Below are 18558 nucleotides of genomic sequence, written 5' to 3'. Positions count from 1 at the left end.
TAGGGTTACCCCTCAGATCGTTCGATGTACAAGCACCCGCCTGGGGACGTCCGTTCCCGCCTGATCATGACGATCAGGCACACACGAGCGGCTCGACAACCACCGGTTCGAGTGTTTCCAAAAAATGCCAGCAGGTAGTGACAGGCTCCTGAAAGGGCAGGACCCCTTCAGGAGATAAGGTTAGTCAGGAATCAGGACTTCTTGTCGTCAGCCGCTTTGTCGGTCGGGTTGGCGATCAGGGCCTTGAGCTCGTCGCTCATCGGGAACATCAGGTTCAGGCCTTTTGGCGGGATCGGCGATTGGAACCATTTGTCGTAGATCTTGTTGATCTCGCCCGACTTGTAGGTGGCGACGATGGCGTCATCCACGGCTTTCTTGAACGGGGCATCGCCCTTGCGCACCATGCAGCCGTAGATTTCGTAGGACTGAGGAGTGCCGGTCACGGCCCAGTCGGCAGGCTTCTTGGCCTTGGCCATTTCACCGGCCAACAGCGCGTCGTCCATCATGAAGGCCACAGCGCGGCCCGATTCCAGCATCTGGAACGACTCACCGTGGTCCTTGGCGGAGATCACGTTCATGCCCATCTGCTTGTCGGCGTTCATCGCCTTGAGGATGCGCTCGGAAGTGGTGCCAGCGGTGGTCACCACGTTCTTGCCTTTGAGGTCAGCGAAATCTTTGTAGGTCGAGTCCTTTTTGGACAGCAGACGGGTACCGATTTCGAAGATGCCGACGGAGAAGTCGACCTGTTGCTGACGTTCCACGTTGTTGGTGGTGGAACCACACTCGACGTCGACGGTGCCGTTCTGCACCAGTGGGATACGGGTCTGGGAGGTAACCAGGTTGTACTTGACCTTGAGGTCAGGCATGTCGAGGTCTTTCTTGATCGCTTCGACGATTTTCAGCTGGATGTCGTGGGAGTAGCCCACTGGCACGCCGGAAGCGTCAGCGATGTAGGAAAACGGAATGGAAGCGTCGCGATGTCCGAGGGTGATGGTGCCGGATTCTTTGATTTTCTTCAGTGTGCCGGTGAGTTCGGCTGCGAAAACTGGAGTGCTAATCAGAGCGGCAGCGATAGCTGCGCCCAACAGATGGGGAACGATGCGCATCAATATTTCCTCGACATTTGTTTTTTTTATGAAGCCAGTTCGACGGCTCTTTTATACAGCGAATGCCTTGACGGCTCCTGTTGTGTTGGCACGACAGGCATTCGTCGCACAGTGTAGAGCATGAGTCGTGCCAGACCCATTGTTTATAGGTAACACCTTGATTTTAAAAGCTATTAAATATTTGTTGCGAAGGTTTTTACTGCGGATTATCCGGTTATCCGAATCATTTTCGGTGCTGCGTTCGGAAAACCGAATGCGCATCCGGCACCTGTAGGAGTCGGCGTGCTGGCGAAACGTTCAATGCGTCGCCCACAAAAAAGCCCCTGAACCTTAGGGCGCAGGGGCTTTGTCTATCCGAGCTACTCAGGCGGCCTTGATCTTGCCGCGGTTGTGCTCGACCTTCTGCAAGTAGTCTTCCAGTTGCTGCTGTTGCGCCACGGTGGTGAACAGGCCGAGTTTGCTCCGGCGCCAGAGGATGTCCTGGGCTTTCAGTGCCCATTCCTCCGCGCACAGATAATCCACTTCACGAGTATAGAGGCCGCCACCCAGGTGCTCGCCCAGGTCGCTGAGGCTGTGTACACCCTCCAGCAGGCGCCAGCTGCGGCTGCCATAGGTGCTGGCCCAGCGCTGGGCGATCTGGCTGGGCACCCAGTCGAATTTCTTGCGGATGGCTTCTGCCAGGGCCTGTGGCGTGCTCATGTTCTCGCCGCCGGGCAGGGTGGCTGTGGCAGTCCAGCTGGGCTTGGCCTGCTTGAAGTAAGGCGCCAGTTGCGCCATGGCCGATTCCGCCAGCTTGCGATAGGTGGTCAGCTTGCCGCCGAACACCGAGAGCAGCGGAGCTTCCTCGCCAGTGCCGGAAAGGGCCAGGGTGTAGTCGCGAGTCACCGCCGAAGGGTTGTCGGATTCGTCGTTGCACAGTGGGCGAACCCCGGAGTAGCTGTGCTGGATGTCGCTGCGGCTCAGTTGCTTCTTGAAGTGCGCATTGACCACTTGCAGCAGGTAATCGGTTTCCGCTTCGGTAATCGCCACCTTGGCCGGATCACCGGTGTATTCGCGGTCGGTGGTGCCGATCAGGGTGAACTGATCGAGGTAGGGAATGGTGAAGACGATACGCTGGTCTTCGTTCTGCAGAATGTGTGCGTGCTCGCCTTCGTACAGCTTGGGCACGATCAGGTGGCTGCCCTGGATCAGGCGGATGCCGTAAGGCGATTCCAGCTTCAGATCATCCTTGATGAACTTGGCGACCCAGGGGCCGGCTGCGTTCACCAGGGCTTTGGCGCTGATGGAGAACAGGCTGCCGTCGGCACGCTCCAGTTCCAGCTGCCACAGGCCCTTGCTGCGCCGGGCGCTGACGCAACGGGTCTGGGTATGCACGTGGGCGCCGTGCTCCCGGGCGGCCATGGCATTGAGCACCACCAGGCGGGCATCGTCGACCCAGCAATCGGAGTATTCGAAGCCTTTGGTGATCTCGGCCTTCAGGGCGCTGTCGGCGCCGAACTTCAGGCTGCGCGAGCCGGCGAGTTTTTCGCGCTTGCCCAGGTGGTCATATAGGAACAGGCCGGCACGAATCATCCAGGCCGGGCGCAGGTGCGGCCGGTGCGGCAGGACAAAACGCATGGGCTTGACGATGTGCGGGGCCTTGGCCAGCAGCACTTCACGTTCGGCCAGGGCTTCGCGCACCAGGCGAAACTCGTAATGTTCGAGGTAGCGCAGGCCGCCGTGGATCAGCTTGCTGCTGGCCGACGAGGTGTGGCTGGCCAGATCGTCTTTTTCGCAAAGGAACACGGACAAGCCGCGACCTGCCGCATCCGCGGCAATTCCAACACCATTGATCCCACCGCCGATGACGGCGATATCGTAAACCTCGGAGAGAGGGCGCGCGGGCAAGGTAGAAGTGGGCATCGACAGGCCTCGTGTTGCTTTGATATTTGAATTCGAACATTAATGTTCATTTTCGAAAATACTAGCGCATAAAGAAGGGCGTATCCAGCAAGTTTCGATTGAAAAAACTGATCGAAATGCCCTGAAAGGAAAGTTTACGAACATTAACGAGGGGTAACTGTAGTCGCTGCCGCGGGCTTTGACTGTGTGCGAGTGATCGGCCGTGTCGATTCCGAAAACGATGCAGCCCTTGCTGGGCGGCGTTCGGACACAGCCGGATCCGGGAGGGGAGGAGGGGGTCAGACCACTTCGAGGCGGATCTTGTGCTGGTTGAGCAGTTGGGTCAGGGCCGGTACCGGTTGCTGGTCGGTGACCAGGCAATCGATCAGGCTGATGGGACCCAGGCGGATCATGGCATTGCGCCCGAACTTGCTGGAGTCGGCGGCGAGGATCACTTGTCGGGCGTTGGCGATGATCGCCTGAGATACCCGTACTTCCTGATAGTCGAAGTCCAGCAGGCTACCGTCTTCGTCGATACCGCTGATGCCCACCAGGGCGAAATCCACTTTGAACTGATTGATGAAGTCGACGCTGGCCTGGCCGACCACGCCGCCGTCACGGCGCACATTGCCGCCAGTGAGCAGCACATCGAAATCGTCCTTGGCGCTGAGCATCGAGGCCACGTGCAGGTTGTTGGTGATGATCTTCAGGTGGCTGTGGTTGAGCAGGGCGCGGGCGATGGACTCGGTGGTGGTGCCGATGTTGATGAACAACGAGGCGTGATCGGGGATCTGCGCGGCAACGGCTTCACCGATGCGTTGCTTTTCGTCGCGCATCTGATCGGCGCGCATGGCGTAGGCGGTGTTTTCGACGCTGGAATCATAGGCCGCGCCGCCGTGATAGCGGCGCAGCAGATTGGCTTCCGCCAGCTGGTTGATGTCGCGGCGGATGGTTTGCGGGGTAACAACGAACAGCTGGGCCAATTCCTCGATGCTGACGTACCCGCGTTCGCGGACCAGATCGAGGATTTGTTGCTGACGGGGAGGCAGATTCATGGGGCTTCCTTTGGGCTGCCGTGCAAAATTTGCCCATGATGCCGCAGGAATCCCCTCCCGACCAGTTACAAGCGGTTACCAATCCACGGCTTGGCTTATTTGGCCTCGTCGTGGGGTTCCCAGTCGCGGGTGCGGCTCACCGCTTTCTTCCAGCCTGCGTACAGGCCTTCTTTTTCCTCTTGCGCCAGCTGTGGTTCGAACTCGCGCTCGATCACGGCCTTGCCCCGCAGTTCCTCCAGGCTGCCCCAGAAACCGCAGGCCAGGCCCGCCAGGTAGGCCGCGCCCAAGGCTGTGGTTTCGCGCATTTGCGGGCGTTCCACCTGAGTGCCGAGAATGTCCGCCTGGAACTGCATGAGGAAGTTGTTGGCCACTGCGCCGCCGTCAACCCGCAGGGCTTTCAGGCGTTCGCCGGAATCCTGCTGCATGGCGTCGAGCACATCGCGGGTCTGATAGGCAATGGACTCCAGGGCGGCGCGGATGATGTGGTCCACGCGTACGCCACGGGTCAGGCCAAACAGCGCGCCGCGGGCGTAGGGGTCCCAGTAGGGAGCGCCCAGGCCGGTAAAGGCGGGTACCAGGTACACGCCGTTGCTGTCCTTGACCTTGCCGGCGAAGTATTCGGTGTCATGGGCGTCGTTGATGATTTTCAGTTCATCACGCAGCCACTGCACAGTGGAGCCACCGTTGAACACGGCGCCTTCCAGGGCATAGGCCACTTCGCCGCGGGGGCCACAGGCGATGGTGGTGAGCATGCCGTGCTGGGACTTCACCGCCTTGTCGCCGGTGTTCATCAGCAGGAAGCAACCCGTGCCGTAGGTGTTCTTGGCCTGGCCCGGCTCGACGCACATCTGGCCAAACAATGCGGCTTGCTGGTCGCCGGCGATACCGCCGATGGCGATGCCACTCTTGGTACGGCCGTAGATTTCCGACGAGGACTTCACTTCCGGGAGCATCTCCCGCGGGATGTCCAGCACCTCCAGCATCTTCGCGTCCCACTCCAGAGTGTGGATGTTGAAGAGCATGGTGCGCGAGGCGTTGGTGTAGTCGGTGACGTGGGTCTTGCCGCCAGTGAATTTCCAGATCAGCCAGCTGTCGATGGTGCCGAACAGCAGTTCGCCGCTACGGGCGCGCTCACGGCTGCCTTCGACATTGTCGAGGATCCACTTGAGCTTGGTGCCGGAGAAGTAGGGGTCGGTGACCAGGCCGGTGGTGTCGCGGATGTAGTCTTCCAGGCCGTCGCGCTTGAGCTGCTGGCAGATCTCGGTGCTGCGGCGGCACTGCCAGACGATGGCGTTGTAGATCGGGCGGCCGGTGGTCTTGTCCCAGACCACTGTGGTTTCACGCTGGTTGGTGATGCCGATGGCCGCTACCTGATCGTGATGCAGGCCGGCCTGTGCCAGGGCCTCCACCATCACCGCGCTCTGGGTGGCGAAGATTTCCATCGGGTCATGTTCGACCCAGCCGGCCTGAGGGTAATGCTGGGCGAATTCACGCTGGGCAGTGCAGACCACGTTGGCATCGCGGTCGAAAATGATCGCCCGGGAGCTGGTCGTACCCTGATCAAGGGCAATGATGTAGTTCTTATTCTGAATGTCGGTCATGTCGATTGCCTTGGACGAAATAAGGGAGTGAGAACAGGCGCGTGATCGATTTGGGCAGGATCACGCGCCGCGAGAATCAAGAAACTTTGACCTTGCCCTCTATGGCCGGTTCGGCCTCGGAGGCGGCAACAGCGCTGGGCAGATGCCGGGCAATCAGCCCGCGATAGGCCGCAGCACCGAGGCAGGCCCCCAGAATCGGGGCAAAGATTGGTACCAGGAAATACGGAATGTCACGGCCGCCGGTGAAGGAGATTTCACCCCAGCCAGTCATGAACGTCATCAGTTTAGGGCCGAAGTCCCGTGCCGGGTTCATGGCGAAGCCGGTCAGGGGACCCATTGCGCTGCCGATCACGGCAATCAGCAGGCCGATCAGCAGCGGCGCCATCGGGCCGCGTGGCAGGCCGTTGTTGTCATCGGTCAGGGACATGATCACGCCCATGAGAATCGCTGTGATCACCACTTCCACCAGGAACGCCTGGGCAGTGGACAGTGCCGGGTTGGGGAAGGTGGAGAACACCGAGGCCAGTTCCAGGCTGGCCTGGGAGCCACGGATCATTTGGTGGGATTGTTCGAAATCGAAGAATAGGTTGCTGTACAGCGTGTAAACCAACAGCGCCGCGCAGAAGGCGCCGGCGACCTGGGCCAGGATATAGAACGGCAGTTTGCGTTTATCAAAGTCGGCGAACAGCCACAGAGCGATACTCACGGCCGGATTCAGGTGCGCGCCGGAGACCCCGGCAGTCAGGTAGATCGCCATGCTCACGCCGATCCCCCAGATGATGCTGATTTCCCACAGACCGAAGCTGGCGCCCGCGACCTTGAGCGCGGCGACACAGCCGGTGCCGAAGAAGATCAATAGCGCAGTACCCAGGAACTCGGCCATGCATTGGCCCGATAGCGACGGTTGTTGCAGAGCAGTTGTCATTGTGAACCTCGATTTTTGTTGTTGTCTGGCGCTGCTGCAAAAGGCATGGAGCGCGACTTCCAACGAAGACGGAATCCCCATTCCGGCCTCGTCTTGCTACTGGGTGCAACCTTGGATCTACCGCAGGATATTCAGAAACGAAAAAATATAGACAAGAAACACCGCTGTCAAAGGTCGAAAGTGAACGATTGGTCATTTTATAGATATCAATCAGATGAATGATCCTGGGTGGCAGTCTCGGGAGTGACAGAGAACGTTGTGCTGGCAGCTCTCATGGGGCGTTATCAAGGCTTGGAATAGAGCCTTTTGCTGATGAATGGCCTAAAATTCGCTCGCTCGGTTTTGCCTTTTCGTCCCCCTTGGAGCTGCCATGACCCCTGCACTGGACCTGCTGAAAAAAGTTCGCGCCGAACATCGCATCCACAGTTACGAACATGACCCCAAGGCAGCGTCCTACGGCCTGGAGGCGGCGGAGAAGCTCAATCTCGATCCGGCGCAAGTGTTCAAGACCCTGCTGGCCAGCAGTGAAAAGGGCGAATTGCTGGTGGCGGTGGTGCCGGTCGTCGGAAGTCTTGATCTGAAGGCCCTGGCCCATGCTGCGGGGGTGAAGAAGGCTGAGATGGCTGATCCGGCCGCTGCCCAACGTGCCACCGGTTATCTGCTGGGGGGCATCAGTCCGCTGGGGCAGAAAAAACGACTGCGGACCTTTATCGACAACAGTGCCCAGCCGTTGGCCAGTATTTTCGTCAGTGCCGGTCGCCGTGGCCTGGAGGTGGAGTTGGCGGCGGCCGTGCTGGCCGAGCACACCCAGGCGAAGTTCGCCGACATCGGTCGCTCTTGAGCCCAGGCGTCGGCAGCGGCCCGGGCTGCTGCTGTATGCCGGAAAATCTTCCCTTCTGTGTCTGTCGGGTTCCTTGTTCCGGGCCTCATGCTGGCGGCCGACTATCCAAGGAGCACAGTTATGCCGCTTGAGTTCCAGCAGATCGATGCCTTCAGTGATCGCCCCTTCGCCGGCAATCCGGCCATGGTTTACCGGCTTGATGCGTGGCTTGACGAGGCGCTGATGCAGCAGATCGCCGCCGAGCACAACCTGGCGGAAACCGCTTTTGTGGTGCGCGAGGCGCAAGGCTGGCGAATCCGCTGGTTTACTCCGACCACTGAAGTACCCCTGTGCGGGCATGCCACCCTGGCCAGTGCTTATGTGTTGTTCGAGGTCTACGACGAGCCGACGCAACGCATCGATTTTCAGAGCCGTTCCGGGCCCTTGAGTGTCACCCGCGAAGACGGGCTGCTATGGCTTGATTTCCCTTTGCGCAGCCCCAGCAGCCAGGCTGGGCTGGAAGATTTGGCGCAGATACTGGGTGCTCGAGTCATCGAGCTGCTGGGCGCCAATGAGCTGTTGGCGGTGCTGGAGTCGGAGCAGGCGGTGCGCGATTGCCAGCCGGATATGGCAGCGTTGGCGAAGCTGCCCTGGCCTGGAGTGATTGTCACGGCGCGTGGAGATCGGCATGACTTTGTCTCGCGGTATTTTGCCCCGGCCATTGGCATCGACGAGGACCCGGTGACCGGTTCGACCCATTGCTGCCTGACGCCTTACTGGGCACGGCAATTAAATAAACAGCAGTTGAGCGCTTATCAGTGTTCGGCGCGAGGTGGAGCCTTGTTCTGTCGGTTGGAGGGAGAGCGGGTGAAGATCGGTGGCCATGCGCGGCTGATTGCCAGCGGACATTTGCACCTGGAATGACTGTGCCGGGTGTTTCGCCGTCAAGCCGGCCCCTACATTTCGTTGCGATCTTGTAGGGGACGGTTGGCCAGGGGAAGCGTTATCAGTGCGCGCTGCTGTAGCGGCGTACCCCTGATTCACTGTGTGGAATCTGCGCGGCGGTGCTGCCCGAGGCTTGGAATAGCACCAGGTGTTCTGCGGCGACCCGAATCCCCACATCCGCTCCAACCTGATGATCGGCATGGCTGGGGAAGATCGACTCCAGCAGGCTGCCAGTCGGCAGTTGCAGGCGATATAGGGTCGAGGCACCGAGAAAGGTCTTGCCGACGATCCGCGCTTTCAGAGTGCTGTCCGGCGCATAGACGATATCGTCGGGGCGCAGCAGTACGTCCACCGCTCCACCGGACGGCCAGGTGTAGGCCCGGTTGCCCTGCAGCACACCCAGTTCGGTCTGCACCGATTCCGGGCTGCTCAACTGGCCACGAATGAAGTAGCCCTGGCCAATGAAACTGGCGACAAAGGGCGTCTGCGGCTCGTGATAGAGGTTGTAGGGGGTATCCCACTGTTCCAGGCGGCCTTCCTTGAACACCCCGACCTGATCGCTCACGGCAAAGGCTTCTTCCTGGTCGTGGGTGACCAAGATGGCACTGGTACCCCGAGCCTTGAGGATGTCACGCACCTCATGGCTGAGCTTGCGGCGCAATTCGCCATCGAGATTGGAGAAGGGCTCGTCCAGCAGCAGCAGTTGGGGTTCCGGTGCCAGGGCGCGGGCCAGAGCCACCCGTTGTTGTTGGCCGCCAGACAGTTCGTGGGGGAAGCGCTGACCGAGGTTCTTCAGGTTGACCAGTTCCAGCAATTCAGCGACCACCCGATCTTTCTGTGGGTGCTTGCGAATGCCGAAGGCAATGTTGTCCGCCACGCACAGATGTGGGAACAGGGCGTAGTCCTGGAACACCATGCCGATCCGGCGTTTCTCCGGCGCCAGGGTGAAGCCAGCGCTGGAGATGGTTTCGCCGGCCAACTGGATCTCGCCCTCGTGTACGGGCTCGAATCCGGCGATGGCCCGCAGGGTGGTGGTCTTGCCGCAGCCGGATGAACCCAGCAGGCAACCGATATCACCGGCATTGAGGTGCAGATTGAGGTTCTGCACCACCCGTTGGTCCTGATAGCCGCATGCCAGATTGCGCAGGTTGAGCAGTAATGGCTGGCTCATGCGTGGTGGTACGCCGGTTCGACAAGAAACTCGAGCAGGGCCTTTTGCGCATGGAGACGGTTTTCCGCCTGGTCCCAAGCCACCGAACGTGGGTCGTCCAGCAGGTCGAGGCTGATTTCCTCGCCGCGGTGGGCGGGCAGGCAATGCATGAACAGTACGTCCGGCGCGGCCAGGTCGAGCAGGGCGCGGTTTACCTGGAATGGCGCGAACAGCTTGAGGCGCTTGGCGGTTTCCTCTTCCTGGCCCATGGAGGTCCAGACGTCGGTGCTCACCAGGTGGGCGCCGGTTACCGCTTCGCGAGGATCGCGGACGATGGTCACGCGATCGCCGGCCAGAGCGACAAACTCCGGGTTGGGTTCGTAGCCTTCAGGGCAAGCGACGCGCAGTTGGAAATCGAACTGCATGGCCGCTTCTATATAGCTGTTGCACATGTTGTTGCCATCGCCGATCCAGGCCACGGTCTTGCCTTGGATCGAACCGCGATGTTCAAGGAAAGTCTGCATGTCCGCCAACAGTTGGCAGGGGTGCAGGTCATCGGACAGGCCGTTGATCACCGGTACCCGGGAGTTGGCCGCAAATTCGGTCAGGGTGCTATGGGCAAAGGTACGGATCATCACTGCGTCGAGCATGCGCGACATGACGATGGCGCAGTCGCCGATGGGCTCGCCGCGTCCCAGTTGGGTATCCCGTGGCGAAAGGAAGATGGCCTGGCCGCCCAGTTGGATCATGCCGGCTTCGAAAGACAGTCGGGTACGGGTCGACGACTTCTCGAAAATCATGCCGAGCACACGATTTTTCAAGGGCTCGAAGAGTACGCCGCGGTTACGCAGGTCCTTCAGCTCGATGCCTCGACGAATCACACTGACCAGCTCTTCGGGCGTGCAATCCATCAGGGAGAGAAAGTGCCTTGCGCTCATCATTAACTACCTTTTTGCAACGGACCGCAGATTCTCAAAGCCTTGTTTAATCGAACAACGGGCTGGACCTGCGGCGAAAGCCGCACGGGGCGACGAAATAGGGGAAGGCGCGATCTTATAATTAAATGTCGCGTCTTACCAATAGTGCTACGGCGATTACGGGCAAGAGAGGTCAGGACGCGATTGCGCTGACGCTTTTGAGACCAGTTTCCAGACAGCAGCCGAGCATTTGTACACTGCCCTGGCGCGCCTTGGCAATCCAGCGGGGCGCCGGCTGTTCGCTTGCAGTCGTTTTCTGACCTGTGGGCCGAGATCGCTGCCATGGGCATGCCGAGGAGGTGTCAGTCTGAAACATTTCCTAATGCAAAGTACTGCGGTTACCAAGGCGAATCTGCGGCCGGGATAGATGCGCGATGAAATCCAAGGAGCAGTAACTGATGGCGCTTTTGGGGGAGGAGATGGCCCGGACACTCACTGACATGACCGCCTCAGTGACAGTCCTTTTTTTGAATTGCTGCTCAATTGCTGCCGATGGCCTGCCGCGCTTGGCGCCGAACTGACAGCACTGATCATGGCTGGGGCTGATGGCCCTGAATTCATGGGGCGAACGTCGCTGGTGTCAGCAGCGGTCAGCCGCCATAGTTTTTGCTTCCAGCGGCCCCCTATGGGTTGCCTTCAAACAATAGAGACTGGCCATGACCAAGACTCTCCATCACCGTGCCTGCCACTTGTGCGAAGCGATCTGCGGCCTGACCCTGGAAGTCACCGAGGAAGAGGGTGGCGCTCCGCGCATTACCTCGATCAAGGGGGACGCTCAGGACAGCTTCAGTCGCGGCCACATCTGCCCCAAGGCTGTGGCCCTGCAGGATATTCAGAATGACCCCGATCGCCTGCGTCAGCCGGTGCGGCGCGTGGGCAATGAATGGCAGCCGATCGAGTGGGACGAGGCTTTCGCCCTGGTAGCCGAGAGGCTGGCGAGCATCCAGCAGCGTCATGGCAATAATGCGGTGGCGGTCTATCAGGGCAACCCCAGCGTTCACAACTACGGGCTGATGACTCACAGCAACTACTTCCTTGGCCAGCTCAAGACCCGTAACCGTTTCTCGGCCACGTCGGTCGACCAGTTGCCTCAGCACCTGACCAGCTACCTGATGTATGGCCACGGTCTGCTGCTGCCGATTCCGGACATCGACCACACCGACTTCATGCTGATCCTCGGCGGCAATCCCTTGGCGTCCAACGGCAGCATCATGACGGTGCCGGACGTGGAAAAGCGTTTGAGGGCAATCCAGGCTCGTGGTGGCAAGGTGGTTGTGGTCGATCCTCGGCGCAGTGAAACGGCGGCCATGGCCGATCAGCATCTGTTCGTCCGTCCTGGAGGCGATGTGGCCTTGCTGTTTGGCCTGTTGAACACGATTTTTGAGGAAGGGCCGATTCGCGACAGTCATCTGCAAGTCGATGGATTGGCAGAGGTGCGCCAGGCGATTTCCCGCTTCACCGCAGAGGCCATGAGCCCGCTGTGTGCGATTGCGGCGCCGCAGATTCGGCAGTTGGCCCGGGAGTTCGCCTCGGCGGAGCGAGCGGTCTGTTATGGACGCATGGGGGTTTCGACCCAAGCCTTCGGTACGTTGTGCCATTGGTTGCTGCAACTGCTCAATCTGATCACCGGCAACCTTGACCGGGTAGGTGGGGCCCTGTGTACCGAGCCGGCGGTGGATCTGGTAGCGGCGACTTCGGGGGGGCATTTCAACCTTTGGCAGAGTCGGGTTTCCGGGCTTCCGGAGTATGGCGGCGAGCTGCCTGTATCGGCCCTGGCCGAAGAGATGCTCACTGAGGGCGAGGGACAGGTTCGGGCATTGATCACCGTGGCAGGCAACCCGGTGTTGTCCACACCCAATGGCCGGCAGTTGGAGCAGGCACTGGACGGGTTGGAGTTCATGCTCAGCATCGACTTGTACATCAATGAAACGACCCGTTATGCCGACTTGATCCTGCCGTCCACCTCGGCTCTGGAGAACGATCACTACGACACCACGTTCAATCTCCTTGCAGTGCGCAATGTCAGTCGCTTCAACCGGGCGATCCTGCCCAAGCCTGCGGGTGCGCTGCACGACTGGGAGATCTTTGTCGGCCTGGCCAAAGCGTTTGCCGCGAAAACCGAACAACCGCTGAAGCCGACCATCCCCCCTGCGCAGATGATTGACATGGGTTTGCGAGCCGGTGCCTACGGCGATGCATCGCCGCTCAAACTGTCCTTGGCAACACTGGACCAGTATCCCCACGGTATTGATCTGGGGGCGCTGCAGCCGAATCTGGCGGAACGCTTGAAAACCGAGAATCGGCGGATTCAGGCGGCGCCAGCGCCGATCATGGCGGATCTGGCGCGATTTGCCGCCTTGAGCGTGCCGCCGTTGGATGAGTTGCTGCTGATTGGCCGTCGCCATGTACGCAGTAACAACTCGTGGATGCACAACTATCACCGCCTGGTGAAGGGCAAGCCCCGTCACCAGTTGCTGATGCACCCGGATGACCTGGCCAGCCGCGGGCTGAATGACGGCCAGCGGGTGAGAATCAGCTCTCGGGTTGGTGCGGTGGAGGTAGAGGTGCTGGCCAGCACTGAAATGATGCCGGGGGTGGTGAGCTTGCCTCATGGTTGGGGGCACGGGCGCCCAGGGGTGCAACTGAACATTGCCATGGAGCAGCCCGGTTGCAGCGCCAATGACCTGACCGATGAGCGTCAGCTTGATGCGTTGTCTGGGAATGCGGCGTTGAACGGGGTGCCAGTCAAGGTGGAAGCGGCCTGAGATGTCTGTCGGAGAGGCCGAGCAGGGCGCTCAGGTTTCCGTTACAATGCGCCACCGTGCCGACAACAGCGTCGGAAAGTTCAGCCGAGGTGTTCCATGGATATCATCGAAACTATTAAAGAGCAGATTGCCAACAACACCATTCTGCTTTACATGAAAGGCTCGCCGAATGCCCCGCAGTGTGGCTTCTCCGCGAAAGCCGCCCAGGCCGTAATGGGCTGTGGTGAGAAGTTCGCTTATGTGGACATCCTGCAGAACCCGGAAATTCGCGCCAACCTGCCTAAGTACGCCAACTGGCCGACCTTCCCACAGCTGTGGGTGGCAGGTGAGCTGGTCGGTGGTAGCGACATCATGGCTGAGATGTTTGCCAACGGTGAATTGCAGACTCTGATCAAGGACGCAGCCGAAAAAGCCGCGGCCAAGACTGAAGCCTGACGCGAATATATCCGCGTAATAAAAAGCCCCGCCTCTCTTTCGAGGGCGGGGCTTTTTATTGCGTGAGTATTACGAGTTAAGTTACTCGTCACCCATTTGCGATTGCAGATAGTTCTCGATGCCGACTTTATCGATCAGGCCCAATTGGGTTTCCAGCCAGTCGATGTGTTCTTCTTCGGATTCAAGAATATCTTCCAGCAGTTCACGGCTGCCGAAGTCGCTCACCGACTCACAATGGGCGATGGCTGCCTTGAGGTCTGCATGGCCGGTGCGTTCGATACGCAGGTCGCACTCGAGCATTTCCTTGGTGTGTTCGCCGATGTGCAGCTTGCCCAGGTCCTGAACGTTCGGCAGGCCTTCGAGGAAGAGAATGCGCTTGATTAGCTTGTCCGCATGCTTCATCTCGTCGATGGACTCGTGGTACTCGTGCTTGCCCAGCTTGTTCAGGCCCCAATCTTCATACATGCGTGCATGCAAGAAGTACTGATTGATCGCGACCAGTTCATTGGCAAGGATTTTATTGAGATGCTGGATGACTGTAATGTCGCCTTTCATGATGGGGTCCTGCCCTTTAATTAGTGGAATAAGGACAGAGTCTGAGCCGCGCAAACATTACTGTCAAACCTAAGTTATTGAATAATATATGAAAATTAATCGGAATAAGAATGTTTGTGTTCCGCGTTTTGACCCTAAGCGATTGAATTACAGGCATAAAAAAACCGGACGCTAGGTCCGGTTGTTTAAAACAGTGCTATTTATCCGAGAAATCAGGCGACATTAAATTCTACTGGATAGGGAATTGCTGCCTGGCTGCTCTGCAGTTCGGTCAGGGTCTCGCGGACCACTTGCTTGGCCAGGCATGCGCATTTACCACATTGGCTGGCGACGCCGGTTGCCTGACGCACATCGCGGTAGCTGCAGCAACCTTCATAGATGGCTTCGCGAATTTGTCCGTCGGTGACACCGGTGCAGAGGCAGACATACATAGGATGAGAACCGTCGCTGGTTAGGGCTCAATTGCGATGGATCTTAATGTTAACGAGAATGATTGTCAAAGTGGTTTCGGCGACCTTTGTTGCAGTTTCCTACCAGGGTGACGAACGGTTTTGTTCGCGATAGTGACAGATGATTCGCATTTTTCGCTTTGTGAGCCGGGCTGATGAAAAACCGTTAAGGACAGCTCAAAGACGCGGTGTATGATGGCCGGTCCTTGCGAAGCGGGGTCAGGTCACGGAGCTGTCGCATCCGCGTGGCAGACTCAAGGCCAATCCCCTTCTTCATTACTACGTCCACACCAGGAGATATCCAATGAGCGTACTCGTAGGCAAACAAGCCCCTGACTTCACCGTACCGGCCGTTCTCGGCAATGGCGAAATCGTTGACAGCTTCACCCTGTCCTCGGCCATCAAAGGCAAATACGGCCTGGTGTTCTTCTATCCACTGGACTTCACCTTCGTTTGCCCGTCCGAGCTGATCGCCCTGGACCACCGCATGGCTGACTTCAAGGCACGTAACGTGGAAGTGATCGCTGTTTCGATCGACTCGCACTTCACCCACAACGCCTGGCGTAACACCCCGATCAATGCCGGTGGCATCGGTCAGGTTCAATACATCATGGCGGCTGACATGAAGCACGACATCGCCAAGGCCTACGACGTTGAGTCCGAAGGCGGCGTGGCTTTCCGTGGCGCGTTCCTGATCGACGACAAAGGCGTTGTTCGTTCGCAGATCGTCAACGACCTGCCACTGGGCCGTAACATGGAAGAGCTGATCCGTCTGGTTGACGCTCTGCAATTCCACGAAGAGCACGGCGAAGTCTGCCCTGCCAACTGGAAAAAAGGTGACAAAGGCATGACCGCTTCGCCAGAAGGCGTTGCTGCTTACCTGAGCGAGAACGCTGGCAAGCTGTAAGCCAGGCGTCACGCATAAAAAAAACCGGCCTCAGGGCCGGTTTTTTTATGCAGGCAATTCAACCCGATGAAGAATTGATCAGTCGTCGAAATCCTGCCAGCCGCCCATTTGTTTCCAGCGATTGACGATGCCGCAGAACAGCTCGGCAGTCTTCTCGGTGTCGTAGCGGGCCGAGTGAGCCTCGCGACCGTCGAAGTCGATATCCGCGCTCTGACAGGCCTTGGCCAAAACGGTCTGTCCATAAGCCAGGCCAGCCAGGGTGGCGGTGTCGAAGCTGGAGAACGGGTGGAACGGATTGCGCTTCATATCCAGGCGCGCCACAGCGGCGTTGAGGAAGCCCAGGTCGAAACTGCTGTTGTGGCCCACCAGGATGGCGCGTTTGCAACCATTGGCTTTCAGCGCCTTGCGCACCCCACGGAAAATATCGGTCAGTGCAGTTTCCTCGCTGACGGCCATGCGCAGCGGGTGGTCGAGCTTGATCCCGGTGAACTCCAGGGCCGCGGCTTCGATGTTCGCGCCTTCAAAAGGCTCGACCCGGAAGAAATAGGTGTGTTCCGGGAACACGAAGCCTTTTTCATCCATGCCGATAGTGGTGGCGGCAATCTCCAGCAGGGCGTCGGTGGCCGAGTTGAAGCCGCCGGTTTCAACGTCGACGACTACCGGCAGGTAACCGCGAAAACGAGCTGCCATCGGGTGTCGAGGGCCGCCGCCGTTACCTTCTTGTTCGTCGTCGAAATGGTCGTCACTCACGAGTGATCCTCCAGCAGGCGCCAGCGCAGTTTTTCACCGGCGCGCAGCGGAATGACAGTCAGCTCACCGAACGGCAGGCTGGCGGGGGCGGTCCATTCTTCACGAACCAGGGTGATGCGATCGGTGTTGGCCGGCAGGCCGTAGAAGCGCGGGCCGTTGAGGCTGGCAAAGGCTTCCAGTTTGTCCAGGGCATTGCGCTGTTCGAACGCTTCAGCATACAGCTCGATCGCGGCATAGGCGCTGTAGCAGCCGGCGCAACCGCAAGCGGCTTCCTTGGCGTGCTGGGCATGAGGCGCCGAGTCGGTGCCGAGGAAGAACTTCTCGCTGCCACTGGTGGCCGCATCCAGCAGAGCTTCCTGGTGGGTGTTGCGCTTGAGAATCGGCAGGCAATAGAAGTGCGGGCGAATACCGCCCACCAGCATGTGGTTGCGGTTGTACAGCAGGTGGTGCGCGGTGATGGTTGCGCCGACGTTGGCCGAAGCCTCCTTGACGAACTGCACGGCTTCACCGGTGGTGATGTGTTCGAACACCACTTTCAGACTGGGGAAGCGCTCGACCACGCGACGCATATGCTCGTCGATGAAGATTTTCTCGCGGTCGAAGACGTCGACGTCGCCGCGGGTCACTTCACCGTGTATCAGCAGCGGCAGGCCGACTTCGGCCATCGCTTCGAGCACCGGGAAAATCTTGTCGATGCTGGTCACGCCCGAGTCCGAGTTGGTGGTCGCGCCGGCCGGGTACAGCTTGGCGGCGTGCACGAAACCGCTGGCCTTGGCTGCGCGGATCTCGTCCGGCTGGGTGCGGTCGGTCAGGTAGAGCACCATCAGCGGCTCGAAGCGGCTGCCGGCCGGGCGCGCAGCTAGAATACGCTGGCGATAGGCGTCGGCTTCCGCGGCGTTGCGCACCGGAGGTACCAGGTTGGGCATGATGATGGCGCGGCCAAAGGTGCGCGCGACATCTGCGACTGTATTGGGCAACACGGCACCATCGCGAAGATGAATATGCCAGTCGTCGGGACGCAGCAGGGTCAGGCGGTCGGACATTGGAGGTTCCAGGCGGGTAAAACTCGGGGGGAATGCTACCGGAAAAGACTCTTCCAGGCACTCGCTATCAAGTTTTGCGACGAGCAACCGATATCCCGAAGGTATGGCGTATTAACGCCTATCGATTTTTCTGTTGTACACGTCAGTGGAGCCTCCCGTGCGCCAGCGTTATCTAGCCTTGCTCAGTGTGTTTGCCAGCCTGCCCGCGATGGCTCTCACTTTCCAGACCCGTCTGGAGAGCATTGAGTGGACGGTCGAAGGTGACAAATTCGAGTGCCGCTTGATCCAGCCCGTCACCGATTTTGGTTCCGGCGAATTCGTTCGCCGCGCCGGTGAGCAGGCGATTTTTCGCCTCAAGAGTTTCAACCCGATGCAGGCAGGTGGCTCGGCGACGCTGCTTGCGGCCGCGGCGCCCTGGCAGCCGGGGCGTGGCGACATCAACCTCGGGGCGGTCAAGGCCGGCACGGATGGGGTGCTGTACAACAGCAATCAGATGCAGGCCGGTCGCCTGATCATCGGTTTGCTGGAGGGGCGTAGTCCGGTGGTCCGGCATTTTTCCCGCGAGGGTGGGGTTTCCGAGGTGCGCCTGCTTCCGGTGAAATTCAGCAAGGCCTACAGCGACTATCAAAGCTGCATGACCAAACTGCTGCCGATGAACTACGAACAGGTGAAACAGGGCGAGATCGGGTTCCCGGGCGGCGGTATCGAACTCGATGCTCGGGCCAAGGCAAAGTTGCAGGTGATGGTGGACTTCATCAAGGCCGATCCGACGGTCAATCACGTCGAACTGGATGGCCACTCTGACAACAGCGGCAATCGCTTGACCAACCGCGACTTGTCCCGCCGCCGGGCCTTGGCGGTGATGGAGTTCTTCAAGGCCAACGGTTTGGCGGAAAACCAGATTGTGGTGCGCTTCCACGGTGAGCGTTATCCCCTGGCTCCCAACACCAATCCTGCCAACCGAGCGAAGAATCGCCGGGTCAATGTGCATCTGGAACGGGTCGCCCCCACCGAAAAACCGGCTCCGGCGCCTCAGGCCACCTCCGGTTCCAGCGCTGCGGCGACTTCCTGATACGGCTGTCGTCGTCGCGCGCTCGACATAATCTGTCGCTTGGTCGTCATAAGCTGTCGCGCCTCTGTAAATTATCCTCGTGGATCGGTAGACTCGACGGCTTTCCGTACAACCCCGTGGAG

At 59.4% G+C, this 18558-nt stretch carries 17 protein-coding genes; 6 read left to right on the top strand and 11 right to left on the bottom strand.

Going from position 1 to position 18558, the window contains the following annotated elements:
* Positions 1-191: 191 nt before the first annotated feature.
* From LOY69_RS23640 to LOY69_RS23620, 5 genes are all read right to left on the bottom strand, one after another.
* On the bottom strand, positions 192-1106 hold the full coding sequence (locus tag LOY69_RS23640; protein WP_102860472.1) for a glutamate/aspartate ABC transporter substrate-binding protein: 915 nt from the start codon (positions 1104-1106) through the stop codon (positions 192-194).
* 363 nt (positions 1107-1469) lie between these two features.
* Positions 1470-3008, bottom strand: coding sequence for a glycerol-3-phosphate dehydrogenase (gene glpD, locus LOY69_RS23635; RefSeq protein ID WP_265073665.1), 1539 nt, complete (start codon positions 3006-3008; stop codon positions 1470-1472).
* 278 nt (positions 3009-3286) lie between these two features.
* Entirely contained in the window at positions 3287-4042 is a 756-nt protein-coding gene (locus LOY69_RS23630) for a DeoR/GlpR family transcriptional regulator (RefSeq protein ID WP_011063123.1), read from the bottom strand.
* Between the two features lie 95 nt (positions 4043-4137).
* Positions 4138-5643 (bottom strand): glycerol kinase GlpK, encoded by a 1506-nt coding sequence (gene glpK, locus LOY69_RS23625; protein ID WP_102860474.1) that lies wholly within the window; start codon positions 5641-5643, stop codon positions 4138-4140.
* Positions 5644-5719: 76 nt separating this feature from the next.
* Entirely contained in the window at positions 5720-6568 is an 849-nt protein-coding gene (locus tag LOY69_RS23620; RefSeq protein WP_102860475.1) for an MIP/aquaporin family protein, read from the bottom strand.
* A 370-nt stretch (positions 6569-6938) separates the two neighbouring features.
* Between LOY69_RS23620 and ybaK the strand changes: the two genes are divergently transcribed.
* Together ybaK and LOY69_RS23610 are read left to right on the top strand one after the other, a co-directional pair.
* On the top strand, positions 6939-7409 hold the full coding sequence (gene ybaK / locus LOY69_RS23615) for a Cys-tRNA(Pro) deacylase (RefSeq protein ID WP_102860476.1): 471 nt from the start codon (positions 6939-6941) through the stop codon (positions 7407-7409).
* Between the two features lie 120 nt (positions 7410-7529).
* Positions 7530-8312, top strand: a complete 783-nt coding sequence (locus tag LOY69_RS23610) for a PhzF family phenazine biosynthesis protein (protein WP_265073664.1) — start codon at positions 7530-7532, stop codon at positions 8310-8312.
* An 82-nt stretch (positions 8313-8394) separates the two neighbouring features.
* Here LOY69_RS23610 and LOY69_RS23605 read toward each other — a convergent pair whose 3' ends face one another.
* Entirely contained in the window at positions 8395-9504 is a 1110-nt protein-coding gene (locus LOY69_RS23605) for an ABC transporter ATP-binding protein (RefSeq protein ID WP_102880750.1), read from the bottom strand.
* Entirely contained in the window at positions 9501-10421 is a 921-nt protein-coding gene (gene argF, locus LOY69_RS23600) for an ornithine carbamoyltransferase (RefSeq protein ID WP_102860479.1), read from the bottom strand. The genes LOY69_RS23605 and argF overlap by 4 nt, the downstream gene beginning before the upstream one ends.
* Before the next feature lie 695 nt (positions 10422-11116).
* Between argF and LOY69_RS23595 the strand changes: the two genes are divergently transcribed.
* On the top strand, positions 11117-13225 hold the full coding sequence (locus LOY69_RS23595) for a molybdopterin oxidoreductase family protein (protein WP_265073663.1): 2109 nt from the start codon (positions 11117-11119) through the stop codon (positions 13223-13225).
* Between the two features lie 96 nt (positions 13226-13321).
* Positions 13322-13660: a Grx4 family monothiol glutaredoxin gene (gene grxD / locus LOY69_RS23590; RefSeq protein ID WP_075121425.1), complete on the top strand. Its 339-nt coding sequence runs from the start codon at positions 13322-13324 to the stop codon at positions 13658-13660.
* A gap of 81 nt (positions 13661-13741) precedes the next feature.
* Here the strand turns inward: grxD and bfr are convergent, their stop codons facing one another.
* Both bfr and LOY69_RS23580 read right to left on the bottom strand, forming a co-directional pair.
* Positions 13742-14215: a bacterioferritin gene (bfr, locus tag LOY69_RS23585; RefSeq protein ID WP_025129649.1), complete on the bottom strand. Its 474-nt coding sequence runs from the start codon at positions 14213-14215 to the stop codon at positions 13742-13744.
* A 212-nt stretch (positions 14216-14427) separates the two neighbouring features.
* Positions 14428-14646 (bottom strand): bacterioferritin-associated ferredoxin, encoded by a 219-nt coding sequence (locus LOY69_RS23580; protein ID WP_102860481.1) that lies wholly within the window; start codon positions 14644-14646, stop codon positions 14428-14430.
* Between the two features lie 322 nt (positions 14647-14968).
* Here LOY69_RS23580 and LOY69_RS23575 point away from each other — a divergent pair, with 322 nt between their 5' ends.
* On the top strand, positions 14969-15571 hold the full coding sequence (locus tag LOY69_RS23575; RefSeq protein ID WP_007922432.1) for a peroxiredoxin: 603 nt from the start codon (positions 14969-14971) through the stop codon (positions 15569-15571).
* Positions 15572-15649: 78 nt separating this feature from the next.
* On the opposite strand, the gene rnt is transcribed toward LOY69_RS23575, so the two are convergent.
* Positions 15650-16321: a ribonuclease T gene (gene rnt, locus LOY69_RS23570; protein WP_102860482.1), complete on the bottom strand. Its 672-nt coding sequence runs from the start codon at positions 16319-16321 to the stop codon at positions 15650-15652.
* Positions 16318-17364: a dihydroorotase gene (gene pyrC / locus LOY69_RS23565; RefSeq protein WP_123726050.1), complete on the bottom strand. Its 1047-nt coding sequence runs from the start codon at positions 17362-17364 to the stop codon at positions 16318-16320. The genes rnt and pyrC overlap by 4 nt, the downstream gene beginning before the upstream one ends.
* Before the next feature lie 157 nt (positions 17365-17521).
* Between pyrC and LOY69_RS23560 the strand changes: the two genes are divergently transcribed.
* Positions 17522-18436, top strand: coding sequence for a flagellar protein MotY (locus tag LOY69_RS23560; protein ID WP_102860484.1), 915 nt, complete (start codon positions 17522-17524; stop codon positions 18434-18436).
* The last annotated feature ends 122 nt before the right edge of the window (positions 18437-18558 follow it).

This window comes from Pseudomonas sp. B21-059 (assembly GCF_026016285.1).
Lineage (GTDB): Bacteria > Pseudomonadota > Gammaproteobacteria > Pseudomonadales > Pseudomonadaceae > Aquipseudomonas > Aquipseudomonas danubii.
Note: the sequence above shows the minus strand (reverse complement) of the source record. Positions and strands in the feature narration are given on the sequence as shown.

Bases quoted from the DNA above. Each gene is read 5' to 3' on its own strand.
- LOY69_RS23640 (WP_102860472.1), bottom strand. From the start codon at position 1,106: ATGCGCATCGTTCCCCATCTGTTGGGCGCAGCTATCGCTGCCGCTCTG.
- glpD (WP_265073665.1), bottom strand. From the start codon at position 3,008: ATGCCCACTTCTACCTTGCCCGCGCGCCCTCTCTCCGAGGTTTACGAT.
- LOY69_RS23630 (WP_011063123.1), bottom strand. From the start codon at position 4,042: ATGAATCTGCCTCCCCGTCAGCAACAAATCCTCGATCTGGTCCGCGAA.
- glpK (WP_102860474.1), bottom strand. From the start codon at position 5,643: ATGACCGACATTCAGAATAAGAACTACATCATTGCCCTTGATCAGGGT.
- LOY69_RS23620 (WP_102860475.1), bottom strand. From the start codon at position 6,568: ATGACAACTGCTCTGCAACAACCGTCGCTATCGGGCCAATGCATGGCC.
- ybaK (WP_102860476.1), top strand. From the start codon at position 6,939: ATGACCCCTGCACTGGACCTGCTGAAAAAAGTTCGCGCCGAACATCGC.
- LOY69_RS23610 (WP_265073664.1), top strand. From the start codon at position 7,530: ATGCCGCTTGAGTTCCAGCAGATCGATGCCTTCAGTGATCGCCCCTTC.
- LOY69_RS23605 (WP_102880750.1), bottom strand. From the start codon at position 9,504: ATGAGCCAGCCATTACTGCTCAACCTGCGCAATCTGGCATGCGGCTAT.
- argF (WP_102860479.1), bottom strand. From the start codon at position 10,421: ATGAGCGCAAGGCACTTTCTCTCCCTGATGGATTGCACGCCCGAAGAG.
- LOY69_RS23595 (WP_265073663.1), top strand. From the start codon at position 11,117: ATGACCAAGACTCTCCATCACCGTGCCTGCCACTTGTGCGAAGCGATC.
- grxD (WP_075121425.1), top strand. From the start codon at position 13,322: ATGGATATCATCGAAACTATTAAAGAGCAGATTGCCAACAACACCATT.
- bfr (WP_025129649.1), bottom strand. From the start codon at position 14,215: ATGAAAGGCGACATTACAGTCATCCAGCATCTCAATAAAATCCTTGCC.
- LOY69_RS23580 (WP_102860481.1), bottom strand. From the start codon at position 14,646: ATGTATGTCTGCCTCTGCACCGGTGTCACCGACGGACAAATTCGCGAA.
- LOY69_RS23575 (WP_007922432.1), top strand. From the start codon at position 14,969: ATGAGCGTACTCGTAGGCAAACAAGCCCCTGACTTCACCGTACCGGCC.
- pyrC (WP_123726050.1), bottom strand. From the start codon at position 17,364: ATGTCCGACCGCCTGACCCTGCTGCGTCCCGACGACTGGCATATTCAT.